The sequence below is a fragment of the Jeotgalibacillus salarius genome (genome assembly GCF_004405125.1).
Lineage (GTDB): Bacteria > Bacillota > Bacilli > Bacillales > Jeotgalibacillaceae > Jeotgalibacillus > Jeotgalibacillus salarius.
In genome coordinates, this window is the sequence record NZ_SORX01000001.1 from 50,801 (window position 1) to 65,389 (window position 14,589).

The following is a 14,589-nucleotide window of genomic DNA, read 5'->3' on the forward strand; positions in this document are numbered from 1 at the left end:
ATCCTCTTGCTGATCACAGCAAGAGGATTTTTTATTGAGAAATTTTTAATTCAAATGAGAATATTACAAAGATACTTTTGTTAAAGGTCGCCCGTTTTCCAGTACTGACTTTATATTATCAGCAGCCAGCTTCATCATGGCATAGCGTGTTTCCTCTGATGCACTTCCGATATGAGGTACTGCTACAACATTCTTCATTGAAAGCAGCGGGTGGTCAGGGCTGATAGGTTCCTTTTCAAATACATCAAGCCCTGCTCCGGCAATTTCATCATTTTTCAGGGCTTCAATTAATGCCTCTTCGTCTGTAACAGGACCTCTTCCAACGTTCAGAAATATCGCAGATTTTTTCATCTGTCTGAACTGCTCATACCCTATCATGCCCCTCGTTTCTTCTGTTAAAGGAGCGAGCACCAGCACAAAATCAGATTTCTCCAGCAGGTCATGAAGGTTTTTATATTGTGCCCCGAACTCTTTTTCAGCCTCTGTCTTACGGCTTCTCGTATGATAAAGAATATTCATATCAAAACCTGCCGCACGCTTAGCAACAGCCTGTCCAATCTTACCCATTCCGATAATGCCGATCGTCTTATGGTGAACATCACGTCCTGCGAGCAGATATGGAGACCACGACGTCCACTCTCCCTGCCTGATAAAGTCAGCAGCTTCAGGAATTCTTCTGGCAGTCGCCAGCATCAGCGCAAAAACCAAGTCAGCCGTCGTATCCGTTAACACATCAGGCGTATTCGTAATGATGACCCCAGCCTTGTCAGCTGCCTCAACATCGACATTGTCATAACCAACCGCCATATTCGCGACAACCTTCAAATGAGGAGCAACCGACAATAGCTCTTCATCCACCTGATCAGACAGCATCGTTAATAAAGCATCGCATTCTTTCGCATGCTTCAACAGAACATCTCTCGGTACCGCCACTTCTTCCGAATCCCAAACTTCAACATCAAAAGAGGCTTTCAGTTCCGCAATCACTGCATCATCTATTTTTCGGGTAATAAAAATCTTAGACATAAGCCATATCCCCCTTTTAAAAAAGAATGATTAGACAATTTTATGTATGTATCACTCAGCTGTAACTTGGAGTGGAGGACGAAGACTCCCGCCCCGAAAAGGGACAGGTGAGACCCCGGAAGCGAAGCTGAGGAGGCTCACCGCCCGGGGGCAGGAAAGCGAAGTCCTCCACGGAAAGGGACAGCGCTTTTAAACACATTACCTTTAAAATTCCCACTCAGACAAAGAATCAATCGAATAAGTCGGCTGCTGTTCTTTCTCCAACAGCAGACTCTTAGGTGAAACGCCTGTGTGGACCATGAGTGTATCCATCCCGGTATTAAAGCCGGCTTTGATATCCGTATCGTAATTATCCCCAACCATCACAACATCTTCTTTAGGAAGACCAAGCACATTTAATGCCTGTTCCATAATGACTGCTTCCGGCTTTCCGATAAACAGTGGTTCAGTCTGCGTTGAAACGGTAATGATCGATGTCAGCGAACCATTTCCGGGAAGCAATCCTCTTTCTGTAGGAATAGCGATATCACCATTCGTTGAGATGAATTTCGCTCCGTTTCTGACAGCAAGACACCCGAGTGCCAATTTTTCATACGTAATTTCCCGATCCAGACCAACAATTACATAGTCAGGGTCCTCATCTTTTATCGTGATCCCTTTATCGCCAAGCGCCTGACGGATACCATCGCCGCCTATTACGTACGCGGATGCTCCCGGCATTTCCCGGGAAATGACTGATGCTGTTGCAAGAGATGTCGTAAATACCTGATCAGGTTCAGCAGGTACATCGAAATTCTGCAAATGCGCTGCCACCTGCTCCTGCGTTTTTGAAGAATTGTTCGTTACAAAAAGGTAAGGAATTCCTCTATCTTTCAATTTTTTAACAAACTCAACTGCTTCCTGAATCGGTTCCGTTCCTCTGTACATGGTTCCGTCTAAATCAATCAAATAACCTTTATATGTTTTCATTGCTTACTTCCTTTCTATTCCTTACCGTCTGAATGCTGAAACTGGTCCAAGTTCATGATCAAGGTATTTTCTGACTGCAGGCGCAAATGCAAGCAGTGCTTTTTGTGAAGATGAGAAAGTGTTTATACACATTTGATGATCCACATGTGTAAACTCCTGCACCAGGTGTTTTCTCAGTTTGACTGCATGGACAAGATCTGTGTGCATGTCTTTCCCTATAACTTTTTCATCCTCAAGAATATCAACAATATCTTCATAACTGCCGGGATCGCGCATGATAAACCCATCAATCATAGAGTTTCCAACATCAATGATTGATTCTATAACAGTATGCAGGCTGCGTTCAAGCGCAAGCTGTCCGATTTTTGTATCCCATGTAGTATGCTGTTGTAAAAACGCCAGCTGTTCTTCCATAAATACAAGCGTCTGTTCAATCGTAGCTCTGTCAACGAAGTACATATCTTCTTCACACTCCATAAAAATGTCTGTTTCAAGTGTACCATAAGCTTTCTGATTTTTTGGCATGACGGGTGTTAATCGTTATAATTAGGAGTACAGATTAAGGAGGATTTTGACTATGACTGAACGATTCTTTTTATATGATGATACTGAAGAAACCAAAACGAGGTTTGTGAGCTTTATGGGAGATCACCAGCGCTTTGATCTGGCGATTATGTATTCTGACCGCTATTACGGCAAAGCCATTGTAATGGATATCCAGGGCAGCCGTTTTGCCATCCTCGGACAGGATGATTTGGATGAACAGGGTTATCTGGAGCACGCTTTTAAGCTCTCTGAACAAGATGCATCAGAACTTCGTGAATTTTTAAACGAAGTCATCTTATGAATCAACTACACTTCACCTGCTCATACTAATTTAAAAAGGAGCAGTTAAATGGAACGTTACAGTGACTTCTCAAACGTTGAAGTGCAAAAGGAATATCTCATACCTGAATCATTGCCTGAAGGTCCTTACGGATCACCCAGAGGAAAATACTCACTTGTTAAAAATAAATCCGGCCCCTGGAAAAGCGGCCAGCGCTACTACAGTGCATTTAACTATGAAAACAAAGGCGCTCACGAAGAAATCCCAAGACAGGATCCAGGCGCACATAAGCCATAAAAAAATGACCCTCAGTAAGGGTCATTTTTTTGCGCCGGCAACCTTTTTCACAATGAAATAAGGACAACCGAAATTGCAATGCTCATATAAATAGTCCTTCACAGTTGAAATCTTCGTATCAAATGAAGACTTCTGATTCGTGTCTTCAAAAAAACCTTTCAGTCTCAGCTGTCCATAGCCCCAGTCGCCTACAATGTAATCATACTTATGAAGAATCTCACTGTAACGTGCTTCAAAAGCCTCTTCATCATAGCCTTCTCTATATTCTTCAATTATTTCGTAATTTTGATTGTGCATTGTAATCATTATATTCTCACTCCTGCCTGTGAACTACTTCCTATTATACATGACTACACACTTTTTTCTATGTATGATTGCGAATCAAAAAGGACAAACTCAGCAAAAGGAGTGTTGCTTTAATGAAACTCATTTATGCTGTCGTTCTCACATTGATGATTGCGGGATGCACAAAAGAACCTGAGCCCCCTGAAGTTTCGGATTTTTCTCAATGGCTCCCTTCCGTATTTAATGAGTATGACATTGCTCCAGAATATGTATCAAAAAAGCTGCCTGTACTGTAGCACAGGCAGCCTCGATATTATACTGTTTTTTTCTTTGATTTTCTTACTGCATTTGTAATACTTGCAGCAAGTCCGCCCCATAAAAGGACCATTCCAATCACCATCATTACAATTGCGCTGGCTGTCATTGCGGACCCCCCTTTTTATTCCTTATCCGGAAGCTCAACTGGTGTTGAACGGCTCCATTTGATCAGTGAAACGATAATGCCCACTGCTAAAGCTGCACCGGCTGACGCAAGGAACATAATTAACGCAAATTCATTAGAGTAACCTTCATAGTTACCTGTATCATTATCAAACTGCTGAAGGATATTCTGTGTGATCAGACCAAACATCATATAACCAAGAACGATTGGTGTCACGATACCAAGACATGCTTTCCACCATCCGCCTAAATGAATATCTGAAGTCAAGTTTGCATGACTCTGAAGCACATTTGTTTTGCGCAGAATCCATGCGATCATAATGACTTCAACAAGTCCGATTGCTGCTACACCAAATTGGTTAATGTAGTAATCTGCTGCATCAAGGAAGAACAGTCCGCCCTGAGTTGCAAACAGAACAGAAATCAGTGCTGCAAGTCCGCCACCAAATAAAATGGCTTTATTACGTGAAACACCAAGCTTTTCAGTTAAACCTGCTACGTAAGTTTCTGTAATTGACATTAACGACGTCAATCCTGCTAATGTTAATGACAAGAAGAACAGTGCCCCGAAAATTCCATTTAATCCTGGAAGCTGGTTAATAATCTGCGGGAATACGACAAACGCAAGTCCGACACCGGCAGATGCAACTTCTGAAACTGGCACGTCAAGCTGTGTAGCCATGAAACCAAGTGCTGCGAATACCCCGATACCTGCTAATAGCTCAAAACCTGAGTTTGCAAAACCTGTGATAAACGCGTTATTTGTAATATCCGACTTTTTCGGAAGGTAACTTGAGTAAGTAATCATAATTGCAAATGCAATTGATAAACTGAAGAAAATATGACCGTAGGCTGCTACCCAGACAGACGGATCCATGATGTTCTCAAAGTTTGGCTCGAAGAAAGCCGTCAGACCAAGTCCCGCGCCTTCAAGTGTTACTGCACGGATCACAATGATCAGGAAAAGGATAACAAGTGTTGGAATGAAAATACGGTTTGCATACTCAATTCCTTTTTTAACACCTGCTACAAGAATTCCAAGCGTAATCACCCATACCAGTAACAGTGGAATAAAGATACCCCACACAATTCCGCCTGTTTCACCAGGTGCTACGTCAAGTTGCAAAAATTCTGTGAATAAAAACCCTTCTGTATCTTCTCCCCAAGCCTGCCCGAACGAGAATATGGTATATCTCATAGCCCAGGCGATAATGACGGCATAGTAGGTGGATATGACAAATGATACGAATACGGCCCACCAGCCAAGCCATTCTGCTTTTTTACCGCTCATGCGGAAGAATGACAGCGGCGCTGATCCTCTGTACTTATGTCCGATGGTGAACTCCATAATAAGAATTGGAATACCGGCAGTTAAGAGTGCAAATAAATATGGAATGAAGAATGCTCCTCCACCGTTCTCATAAGCGACATACGGAAAACGCCAAATGTTTCCTAGTCCTACCGCAGAACCGACTGCTGCTAAAATAAATCCGGCACGCGATCCCCACTGTTGACGATTCATCTAATTTCCCCCCTGTAAGTACTTCCTGAATAACAGAAAGTTTTTATATATTCAGATTATTTCTCATAATCTAAAATCAGTATAGCACTTGCTTCCTAAATGTAAAAGTACTATTTTGAAAAATTCTGAAATTATATCAGAATAATCATTAGCAAAGAAGAACCTTGTAAATACAAGGTTCTTCTTTGTAGTATGCAAAATTTTTCACACATTATATAATTCATACATTTTCTCAGTCATACGATAGTCCTTTCTAAAAAAAGCCTGAATGGACTAACCATTCAGGCTTTCGTATGACTTATTCTATACATTATTTAGCAGAAACAGTTCTCGCCTTATCAGGATTTCTCCCCATAATAATTGCAAAAAGAATGAGCAGAATGATGACAAGTCCCAGAGAAAGCAGCGTGCTGCCTGAGAAGCCAAGCATGATGTAACCTGCTGAAGCAATCGCAGCACCAGTTACAGCATAAGGAATCTGTGTTGCTACGTGATCAATGTGATTACATCCCGCTCCTGTAGAAGAAAGGATCGTTGTATCTGAGATCGGAGAGCAGTGATCTCCAAATACTGCACCTGCAAGAACTGCTGCAAGTGAAGGAAGAAGCAGTGAAATATCTGTACCCGCTGCGATTTCCCCTGCGATCGGAAGCAGAATTCCGAATGATCCCCATGATGTTCCCGTTGAGAATGCCATGATGCCTGCTACAAGGAATAGCAGAACCGGCAGCCAGCCAATCGGCAGGTTAGATGCTTCTACTACACCTGCAAGAAATTCACCTGTACCAAGGTCGCCAATCAGTCCGACGATCATCCATGCAAACACCAGGATATAAATCGCCGGCAGCATTGACTTTACTCCTTCTTTTAGTGCAAGAAGGAATTCAGCTCCGCCGATTTTTTCAGAACGGCCAATTTGTCTGATAAAGAACGCAATGGCAACTGCTAATCCAACAAGCGCACCATATACTAATGATTTTGCAACATCTGTGTATTCAAACATTTGCAATAATGTTGCAGATTCTCCTGTGTCAGCAGCATAAGCCTGTGAACCTGTCCACATCATAGCAGCAACTGTTCCGACCACAAGTGCAATGATTGGCCAAATAAGATCTCCGACAGTTCCATGCTTTGAAGTAGGAAGATCATTTTTAAGCTCGCCGGGAATATCTTTATTTGGGTCGTATACTTCACCGGTTTCAATTGCACGGTTTTCGTGTACTTTCATTTGACCGAAATCAATACCGCGAAGCGCAACAATAAAGACAATTCCAAGAGCTGCCCATACGTAAAGATTCATTGGCACCATTTGAATAAATGCTGAGAAAGCCGTGTATTCAGTAATTGAGTGAGTCGCCAGAATACCGCCGATCACAGCAATAATATAGGCACCCCAACTTGATACAGGGGACACCACACACACCGGTGCTGCTGTTGAATCAATGAGGTATGCAAGCTTGGCACGTGATACACGGTGGCGGTCAGTCAGCGGTCGTGCTACCTGTCCCACAGCCAGACTGTTAAAGTAGTCATCGATAAAGATAATGACACCCAGACAAGCCGTGACGAGCTGAGCGCCTGCGCGCGTTTTTACACGCTTCATCGCCCATTCCCCAAATGCTCTTGCTCCGCCTGATACGTTAATAAAAGCAGTAATAACGCCCAGAATAATCAGGAATAACATAATAAAAATATTCCATAAGTTCAGTGCGCCGGGTTCTCCATCCGCACCATGCTCCCAAAATACGCCGCTGAATGACAGCCAAAGCGTCTCAAGTGTAGCAAGCGGTCCAAAGCTCGTAATCAAGAGTGCAGCTGCAACAATCCCCGCTCCCAGTGATAGTAATACTCGTCTTGTAACTAAAACCATTAAAATTGCAATAACTGGTGGTAAAAGTGATAACCATGTTCCTTCCATAATGTTCCCTCCTTTATTTTTTGATAGGGTAAGTAATGAGGCAAAATCGTAAAAAAACGCAAAAAAGGGCAATGATAGAGGACTCTACCATTACCCTTGGCTTCAGTAATGTTATGCTCCATCACGATCTGTAGCTCCTCATCCTGCAGAAAAAACCTGCAGCAAGAGAGTGTTATCCCTGTTAAAGATAACCCCAATGATAAAACCCTGACCGGTTCTTCTCATTTCGGCAGTGATCCCCTTTCATCTGTGATCGCAGTTGTCATCCTCACACAGATTACTCTTAAACCCTGCTCCTCTACCCCATCGGATTATGATGTGGTGATTATTCATTTTACTGATCAATTATAACAAGACCTTTTCTTCAATTCAAGACTATTCTGTTGGAATTGGTACTTCAAGTGATGGAGACATGCCTTCACCTACATTATATATTTCCGGTACCTGTCCCTGAATCAACCCCATTGCAACCGGAATGTCCTGTTCTATGGTCGTCACTTCTGTTGCAAAAGGTACAATGATCTGTACATCGACGATCAAATGGATGTTGATTTGCACAAAAGCGTTATTAATACCAAACTCATCTATTTCCGACTGGATGTTAGACGTTACACTGCCAACTGCATGAAAACGAATCGGAACTTTCGGACCAAGATTTCCGAGTAATGCATTTCCGGTAGCCTGACCCAGCGGCACAGTATAGACAATCCCTTCTAATTCACCGGCATCTTCAACTTCCAGATCAAGTTCAGTCAGAGACTTCAGAATACTCGTGTCTCCTCTTTCTATCGCTCTCAGCTGCTCCTGAACCAATTCAGTCGTTTCCGCTAATACCCGGTTAATAATTTCCGTATTAAATTTCGTTGTGACCATCTCAGCTGAATCAGTCGGAACATTTTCAATGATTTCATTAATATCCATGACATTCGCAATTTCTCTATTTACTGCTTTGCTGATCACAAGCGCCCCGATTTTTTTTGTCTGGGATTCTGCATAAATCATCAGCGTCGGTTTAATCCCTGTATTAATTACCGCAAGACCAACTGCAGTCATGATTAAAAACAACATCAAGGATAATAGCCATACTGAACGTGCTGTAAGTGGCTTAATAGTAATGAGTTGTCTCCGTCTGCGCATAAAAAAGCCCTCCTATATGGCAGTCTATGCCCGGTAGAAGGGTTTTTTACACAGAATTATTCTGAAACAAATTTGATATCAGTTTTAGCAATTGTACAGCCTAAATGATCAGACAAGTCAACTTCATATGTAGCCTTGACTATTTTTTCATTTTCCTCCACGACCCGGATGATCGGACGTGTCGAGATGCCTCTGTTCTGGCGTGCTACAATTCCTTTTCTGCCGTCGCTTAATTCAACCGTAAGACCGTTTGGATAAATGGCAATCGCCAGTTGGAATGCTTTTATTACTGTCGGATCAAACAGTGTACCAGAACCTGCAAGCAGGATTTCAAGCGCATCTGAAGGAAGCATTTTTTTCCGGTAAACCCGGTTTGAAGTACATGCGTCAAATACGTCGGCGACTGCAAGTATTTTTGCATAAGGATGAATATCCTCGCTCTTTATTCCTCTTGGATAGCCCGAACCGTTCAATCTCTCATGATGCTGAAAAGCGCAGTGCGCAGTTAATAAAGACACATTGTGAAGGTTCTTCAGCACTTCAAACCCATGAACAGTGTGTTTTTTTATTTCTTCAAACTCTTCTTCAGTTAAAGGACCGTCTTTCATTAAAACCGATTCTTCAATCATTGACTTCCCGATATCATGAAGCATCGCGCCAAGCCCTATCTGCTCAAGCTGTTTTACAGGCAGCTTAAGCTCTTTAGCAATCGCCAGTGTATAAAGCGTGACATTATAGGAATGGTGGAAAATATATGAGTCATAGAGATAGGCATCTGACAAAATCATTAAAAGGTCCTGATTTGCATCCATCTCGCTCATAATACTTTTCAAAACATCCTGAATTTTACTCGTTTTGCTTTCCAGCATCGCTGACATGTTTTTTTGCTTACACGTTTGAATAGAAGAAAATGTTTCTTTCATTTCCCTGATCGATTCCTGTCTAACAAGAACCGGCACACTTTCTTTTACTTCGATGCCCTTGGACTGCTCATCTGAAATATAGACGTATTGAACCTTTAAAAAACGTAAGCGTTCAACCATTCCATCCGTCAGTGTGACCCCGGCTTGCAACAAAGGTTTTTCATTTACGTTATATATAGTGTGACCCAGCACCATGCCCGCACGAAGTACTTTTGTGGATATTAACCTCATTCATTGACCACCCTTTTCTATCTGCTATCAGTTTCTAACGGGCATCCCCTCTTAATTTCTCTTTTAAAATATCACGTAAAAACTCAGGCATGAAATAATATTTTTTTGCTCTTTGCATTTCCGGAAAGAAAAACCCGAAAGTAAACATATCTACTGTTGCGATTCGATACACCTGGTCAGAGCGTACAAGTTCATTACCAACATAAAACTGATGTTCTTTTTCTTCCAGTCCTTTATATACAAATTCTCCTAGGATTGTTCCTCTGAAGCCAAGTCCTCTAATGACAGTAGTCGGCCAGGCCTGATGACGTGACTGCCGAATCACTTCCTTCAGTTCACTGCCAGTTAATTCAACAAGACAGGGATTAATCGGATGCGGAAGAATGTGATGAAGATCGTATTCAGTCACCGGACCTGCTTCAAGTGAGTGTAGCAACAGTCCTCCGGTTACAATTGATAGATCGGCATCACACCATTCAAGAATTGCTTCTGCCAATAAATTTGTTAATGGGGATTCTTCCTGCAATGGATTATGCTGAATCGGCTGATCAAGCACTGTGATTTCATTCGACAGAAGCTCTTTTCCTTCAGCAAGCCACTCGGCTTCCTGATCGTCAGCCTTTGGCAATCCGCCTGTTTCATAAAGTGTTGCTGTTGCACCTGATACTTTTCTGCTGACGTGATCAAAGTCAATTTCAACTTTACCTGTGTACATTCCAAATTTACCGGCTGCCGCAAGCAGGACCTGATGATGAAGACGTCCATTTTCAAGCACATGGTGTGTATGACCGCCCATAATCACATCGATATCAGGACATTCTTCCGCCACCCATTCATCTTCCCGAATCCCCAGGTGCGACAACAGAATAATCACATCAACTTTATCTTTCATTGCTCTGACCTGCGCTTTTAACTCATCTTTAGCAGATGTAATATGCCAGCCAAGCTTTTCATAAAAGACCGGATACTCAGCAGTAACGGCAGTGATCCCTATTTTTATGCCGCTTTTCGTAGTTTTGATAAGATAAGGGCGTGCCCAGTCAGGTCTTTTTCCTTCTGAGGTAAAAAGGTTTGCCAGTATAACTTCAAATTCAGCATGATCATAAAGTTCATTCAGTTCATCATAAGAAAATGTAATTCCTTCATTATTACCAATCGTTACAGCATCATAGCCTGCATGATTCAGCATATCAACATTTCTTTTCCCTGAGGAGCCTTCAGTCAATGGATGTGACCGGTCCGCATGATCTCCAATATCAAAGAGGAATACTTCTTCCCCTTCCTGCTCAAGCATACGTCGCTGTTGAATTAAGAATTGGTGGATTCGCGGCCAGTTTTCAAAATGACTATGCAAATCATTTGTATGATAGAGCGTAATTCTTTCTTTCATAACGCTTTTACCTCCAGTTACTTGATTCAGCCATATATACCTTCAAGAATCGATCTGATTCCAATCAGGACCAGAATCAATCTGAGAACGATAACCAATTTGTCAGACTGTATCCGCTGATTCATCCAGGCACCGAGCTTTGCTCCAAACCATGCACCAGGTGCAAGCAGCGCAACATATAGCCAGTCCACATTTCCGAGTGAAATATGGGAAGCTGAGCCCAGGAGCGCAGACAGGAATACCATAAGCATTGAAGTTCCAACAGCTACATGAGGCGGGAATAAAAAAGCGATGATCATGATAGGAACCATGACGGACCCTCCTCCAATGCCAAATAAACCTGATGCGAAACCTACCGCAAATGCTGCAATGATGCCTGCAACCGGTGGAAATCCATAAGTCCATTGTACGCCCTGCGGATCAGTAAAATGACGTTGATACGAAGCCTGACTGAACTTTCCAAATGGTTTTATTTTGTTTCTTATTAAAAGGATAAAAGCTAAAAAGATCATAAAAAATCCAAAGTAGAGATGAAAAGAATCCAGTGTCAGATATTGATTAATATAAGAGCCGAATATAGCACCCGGGCCACTCCCTGCAAAAAATAGAAGTCCACTTTTCACATCGACTGTTTTAGTTTTCAAATAAGCCAGCGTCGAGGATAACCCGGTAAAAATCATCACGACAAGAGAAATCCCAACAGCTGTCTGAGGGGTAATGCCTTCTATCCACATCAGTGCCGGTCCAAAAAACAATAAGGCCGGAACCACAATCACTCCGCCACCAAGTCCGATAAGCGAACCGATTGCACCCGCTGCGAGCCCGATTAAAGGCAGTAATATCCATTCCATTTTATTCATTCCAATCTTAAAATAAATCAAGCTGGCGAGGTGCTAATCCTCCGTAATCTAATCCTAAAAGATCGATCATCAGCTTCGCATTAGAAGCTGCATGACCACCGGAATTATTATTAAACAGCACATACACTTTATCGGATTGCCGTTCCAATTTGTGAAGGACAGATACAAGATCCTCGAGTTCTCTCTGAGTATAATCATAAAGATAGCGCACCTCACGCCAGCTGTTTTCATTCCCTTTTTTCGTCCATCCGGCAGTATTTCTGCCATGTAATCTGAAAACAGTTGTTCTATGCGTGCTTTCAGCGATAAGAGGAATTGAGCCTTCACCTGCCTGTGGTTCGTCACAGACACTGTGAATAAGCTCCTCATCTTTCAAGAACTGAAGTGTTCGCGCCCGAAATTCATCTGTATACCAGGTCTGATTTCTGAATTCAATTGCAAGTGGAAGTCCTTCCAGCTGCTTTTTACAATATCTTATGTAGTCAACATTATGTTTCTGACAGTCAAACCACGGCGGGAATTGCAGAAGGACAACACCAAGTTTATCTGCTTCGATCAAAGGAATCAGTGACAACCGGAATGCATGAAACATTTCTTCACGCGATTCAAAAGGATTTTCACCGCGCAGGTGGCCTGTCATTCCCTGATACGCTTTGACGATAAATTTAAATGAAGCAGGTGTTTCTGCTATCCATTTTTTCATATTACGTTCGGGTTGTACCGCGTAAAAAGAGGCATCAAGTTCCACGATTGGAAAATGCCCGGCGTAGTCTTTCAGCTTATCCTGTTTTGATGAATGTTCGTCATATACATCAGGATGGTCACCCCATCCTGTTAATCCAATATAAATCACATGATCACCTGCTTATGACCGTTCTAATACAATGATTGTATCACAGTTAAGTGCCCGCGTAGCGATCAACATATCGTATGAGATGACCCCGGTATACAAATAAAAAACAGATATTTACATAAGTAAGCGTTACCATAAAAAATGATTGGATAAATACATTAAACGCTATTGTGCTGCGCTTGGATTCTTGTTAGGGTTATTTCTATTACATCAACGCCTCTTATTTAAGAAGGCAATGGAAAGGAACACACATATGCAACAGAAGATCTCATTTTCAACTTATATTATAATCGGTACTATGCTTTTCGGTCTATTTTTCGGAGCGGGAAATTTAATTTTTCCAATCCAGCTCGGACAGCTTGCCGGAACATCATTTTGGCCAGCACTGATCGGTTTTCTTGTAACCGCCATTGGGCTTCCACTATTGGGTATTCTTGCAATCGGACTATCAGGGAGCAAAGGACTTCATGACTTAGCCAGTCGAGTTCATCCTCTTTTCGGTACAGTTTTCGCACTCATTCTTTATCTGACAATCGGGCCATTTTTTGCAATCCCCCGAACTGCTACAGTACCTTTTACAGTAGGATTCGAACCGTTTATCAGTCCGGAACAGACACGCTTGTGGCTTGCAGTTTTCAGTATTGTTTTCTTCGCAATCGTTTATGTCCTATCTTTAAGAGCTGAAAAGGTAATGGATATTGTCGGTAAATATCTGACACCTGTCTTCTTATTTTTCCTATCGATCTTAATCATTACTGCTGTCGTCAATCCAATGGGGAAATTTGCTGCACCTGTAGGAGATTATCAGACACTTCCATTCATGAGCGGCTTTCGTGAAGGATACAATACGATGGATGCGCTGGGAGCACTTGCTTTCGGTATCATCGTCATACATGCAATTAAGAACCTTGGCATTACAGATAAAAAAGCAATTGCCAAAACAACGCTAATGTCCGGACTGATCGCTACAGGACTAATGATGCTAATCTATGGACTGCTTACTTATATGGGTGCTTCAAGTCCTTCTGCAGTCGGCACATTTGAAAATGGCGGACTGACATTTGCTGCAGTCGCACAGCATTACTTCGGACCATTTGGCGCTATTTTGCTTGCACTGATTATCGTACTTGCCTGCGTGAAGACAAGTATCGGACTGATTATCGCCTGCAGTGAATTTTTCCATCAGCTTTATCCAAAAGTCAGCTATAAAACGTTTGTGCTAATCCTGTCACTCATGTCACTGCTCATTGCGAATTTCGGCTTAACGAACATTATCCAGTACGCTGTACCTGTACTGATGTTCTTATACCCACTCGCAATTGTTCTGATCTTACTCGGGCTGACTTCAAATCTGTTCGGTCACAAGCGAAGCATTTATGCAGGCGCCATGTTCCTGACATTCTTCGTCAGCCTGATCGACGGCTACAATGCACTTGTTGGCACACTGCCTGTTATTGCAAACGGAGCATTTGATGCCGTAACAGGTTTTTATATGACTTACCTACCTTTATATGAAATCGGACTCGGCTGGATACTGCCGGCACTTGTTGGTGCAGCGATTGGATTCATGTGGAGACCATCTTCAGCCGGGAAGGTTTCAGAAGATTTGTCTTACTAAATAAAACTAAATTAGCAGCCTGGGATAAAAATATCTCAGGCTTTTTATAATCGTTTCGCTGCGCTTCATTGAGAATTACTAATGAGATTTGGATCGTTTATAAATTATTGATCTAAGCTCTGGAAGCGATTATTAATTTATAAGTGCATTCATAGCTGGGGCTTTCCGTGCAGGACGGAGACTCCCGCCCCAGGAAGGGACAGGTGAGACCCCGCAAGCGAAGCTGAGGAGGCTCACCGCCCGGGGGCAGGAAAGCGCAGTCCTGAACGGCAAGCCTCAGCGGTTTTACAAAG

16 protein-coding genes and 1 riboswitch are annotated in these 14,589 nt (G+C 42.4%); of the genes, 4 read left to right on the forward strand and 12 right to left on the reverse strand.

The window, feature by feature from the left end:
* Positions 1-63: 63 nt before the first annotated feature.
* From E2626_RS00260 to E2626_RS00270, 3 genes are all read right to left on the reverse strand, one after another.
* On the reverse strand, positions 64-1,026 hold the full coding sequence (locus E2626_RS00260) for a 2-hydroxyacid dehydrogenase (protein WP_134378444.1): 963 nt from the start codon (positions 1,024-1,026) through the stop codon (positions 64-66).
* Positions 1,027-1,230: 204 nt separating this feature from the next.
* Positions 1,231-1,995, reverse strand: coding sequence for a TIGR01457 family HAD-type hydrolase (locus tag E2626_RS00265; protein ID WP_134378446.1), 765 nt, complete (start codon positions 1,993-1,995; stop codon positions 1,231-1,233).
* Between the two features lie 21 nt (positions 1,996-2,016).
* Positions 2,017-2,454: a DUF86 domain-containing protein gene (locus E2626_RS00270; RefSeq protein WP_134379290.1), complete on the reverse strand. Its 438-nt coding sequence runs from the start codon at positions 2,452-2,454 to the stop codon at positions 2,017-2,019.
* A gap of 118 nt (positions 2,455-2,572) precedes the next feature.
* Between E2626_RS00270 and E2626_RS00275 the strand changes: the two genes are divergently transcribed.
* Both E2626_RS00275 and E2626_RS00280 read left to right on the forward strand, forming a co-directional pair.
* On the forward strand, positions 2,573-2,842 hold the full coding sequence (locus tag E2626_RS00275) for a DUF3055 domain-containing protein (protein ID WP_134378448.1): 270 nt from the start codon (positions 2,573-2,575) through the stop codon (positions 2,840-2,842).
* Between the two features lie 48 nt (positions 2,843-2,890).
* Positions 2,891-3,118, forward strand: coding sequence for a cytosolic protein (locus tag E2626_RS00280; protein WP_134378450.1), 228 nt, complete (start codon positions 2,891-2,893; stop codon positions 3,116-3,118).
* Positions 3,119-3,139: 21 nt separating this feature from the next.
* Here E2626_RS00280 and E2626_RS00285 read toward each other — a convergent pair whose 3' ends face one another.
* Complete coding sequence (locus E2626_RS00285; protein WP_134378452.1) at positions 3,140-3,424, reverse strand: YutD family protein; 285 nt, start codon at positions 3,422-3,424, stop codon at positions 3,140-3,142.
* 113 nt (positions 3,425-3,537) lie between these two features.
* On the opposite strand from E2626_RS00285, the gene E2626_RS17080 reads away from it, so the two are divergent.
* On the forward strand, positions 3,538-3,699 hold the full coding sequence (locus E2626_RS17080; protein ID WP_166786674.1) for a hypothetical protein: 162 nt from the start codon (positions 3,538-3,540) through the stop codon (positions 3,697-3,699).
* A gap of 17 nt (positions 3,700-3,716) precedes the next feature.
* On the opposite strand, the gene E2626_RS00290 is transcribed toward E2626_RS17080, so the two are convergent.
* The 8 genes from E2626_RS00290 to E2626_RS00325 form a co-directional block, all read right to left on the reverse strand.
* A complete protein-coding gene (locus E2626_RS00290; protein WP_134378454.1) occupies positions 3,717-3,827 on the reverse strand; it encodes a methionine/alanine import family NSS transporter small subunit in 111 nt (36 codons plus the stop codon).
* A 15-nt stretch (positions 3,828-3,842) separates the two neighbouring features.
* Positions 3,843-5,366: a sodium-dependent transporter gene (locus E2626_RS00295; RefSeq protein WP_134378456.1), complete on the reverse strand. Its 1,524-nt coding sequence runs from the start codon at positions 5,364-5,366 to the stop codon at positions 3,843-3,845.
* A gap of 310 nt (positions 5,367-5,676) precedes the next feature.
* Complete coding sequence (locus E2626_RS00300) at positions 5,677-7,284, reverse strand: Na+/H+ antiporter NhaC family protein (protein WP_134378458.1); 1,608 nt, start codon at positions 7,282-7,284, stop codon at positions 5,677-5,679.
* Between the two features lie 123 nt (positions 7,285-7,407).
* A riboswitch (Lysine riboswitch) is annotated at positions 7,408-7,593 on the reverse strand.
* 66 nt (positions 7,594-7,659) lie between these two features.
* Positions 7,660-8,421, reverse strand: a complete 762-nt coding sequence (gene yunB, locus E2626_RS00305; RefSeq protein ID WP_134378460.1) for a sporulation protein YunB — start codon at positions 8,419-8,421, stop codon at positions 7,660-7,662.
* 56 nt (positions 8,422-8,477) lie between these two features.
* Positions 8,478-9,575 carry an HD-GYP domain-containing protein gene (locus tag E2626_RS00310; protein WP_134378462.1) on the reverse strand — a complete coding sequence of 366 codons (1,098 nt, stop codon included), beginning with the start codon at positions 9,573-9,575 and terminating at the stop codon, positions 8,478-8,480.
* A 34-nt stretch (positions 9,576-9,609) separates the two neighbouring features.
* A complete protein-coding gene (locus E2626_RS00315; RefSeq protein ID WP_134378464.1) occupies positions 9,610-10,965 on the reverse strand; it encodes a bifunctional metallophosphatase/5'-nucleotidase in 1,356 nt (451 codons plus the stop codon).
* Between the two features lie 26 nt (positions 10,966-10,991).
* A complete protein-coding gene (locus E2626_RS00320; RefSeq protein ID WP_134378466.1) occupies positions 10,992-11,816 on the reverse strand; it encodes a sulfite exporter TauE/SafE family protein in 825 nt (274 codons plus the stop codon).
* Between the two features lie 16 nt (positions 11,817-11,832).
* Positions 11,833-12,678 (reverse strand): DUF72 domain-containing protein, encoded by an 846-nt coding sequence (locus tag E2626_RS00325; RefSeq protein ID WP_134378468.1) that lies wholly within the window; start codon positions 12,676-12,678, stop codon positions 11,833-11,835.
* Positions 12,679-12,931: 253 nt separating this feature from the next.
* Here E2626_RS00325 and brnQ point away from each other — a divergent pair, with 253 nt between their 5' ends.
* Entirely contained in the window at positions 12,932-14,296 is a 1,365-nt protein-coding gene (gene brnQ / locus E2626_RS00330; RefSeq protein WP_134378470.1) for a branched-chain amino acid transport system II carrier protein, read from the forward strand.
* Positions 14,297-14,589: the final 293 nt, after the last annotated feature.

Bases quoted from the DNA above. Each gene is read 5' to 3' on its own strand.
- E2626_RS00260 (WP_134378444.1), bottom strand. From the start codon at position 1,026: ATGTCTAAGATTTTTATTACCCGAAAAATAGATGATGCAGTGATTGCG.
- E2626_RS00265 (WP_134378446.1), bottom strand. From the start codon at position 1,995: ATGAAAACATATAAAGGTTATTTGATTGATTTAGACGGAACCATGTAC.
- E2626_RS00270 (WP_134379290.1), bottom strand. From the start codon at position 2,454: ATGTACTTCGTTGACAGAGCTACGATTGAACAGACGCTTGTATTTATG.
- E2626_RS00275 (WP_134378448.1), top strand. From the start codon at position 2,573: ATGACTGAACGATTCTTTTTATATGATGATACTGAAGAAACCAAAACG.
- E2626_RS00280 (WP_134378450.1), top strand. From the start codon at position 2,891: ATGGAACGTTACAGTGACTTCTCAAACGTTGAAGTGCAAAAGGAATAT.
- E2626_RS00285 (WP_134378452.1), bottom strand. From the start codon at position 3,424: ATGATTACAATGCACAATCAAAATTACGAAATAATTGAAGAATATAGA.
- E2626_RS17080 (WP_166786674.1), top strand. From the start codon at position 3,538: ATGAAACTCATTTATGCTGTCGTTCTCACATTGATGATTGCGGGATGC.
- E2626_RS00290 (WP_134378454.1), bottom strand. From the start codon at position 3,827: ATGACAGCCAGCGCAATTGTAATGATGGTGATTGGAATGGTCCTTTTA.
- E2626_RS00295 (WP_134378456.1), bottom strand. From the start codon at position 5,366: ATGAATCGTCAACAGTGGGGATCGCGTGCCGGATTTATTTTAGCAGCA.
- E2626_RS00300 (WP_134378458.1), bottom strand. From the start codon at position 7,284: ATGGAAGGAACATGGTTATCACTTTTACCACCAGTTATTGCAATTTTA.
- yunB (WP_134378460.1), bottom strand. From the start codon at position 8,421: ATGCGCAGACGGAGACAACTCATTACTATTAAGCCACTTACAGCACGT.
- E2626_RS00310 (WP_134378462.1), bottom strand. From the start codon at position 9,575: ATGAGGTTAATATCCACAAAAGTACTTCGTGCGGGCATGGTGCTGGGT.
- E2626_RS00315 (WP_134378464.1), bottom strand. From the start codon at position 10,965: ATGAAAGAAAGAATTACGCTCTATCATACAAATGATTTGCATAGTCAT.
- E2626_RS00320 (WP_134378466.1), bottom strand. From the start codon at position 11,816: ATGGAATGGATATTACTGCCTTTAATCGGGCTCGCAGCGGGTGCAATC.
- brnQ (WP_134378470.1), top strand. From the start codon at position 12,932: ATGCAACAGAAGATCTCATTTTCAACTTATATTATAATCGGTACTATG.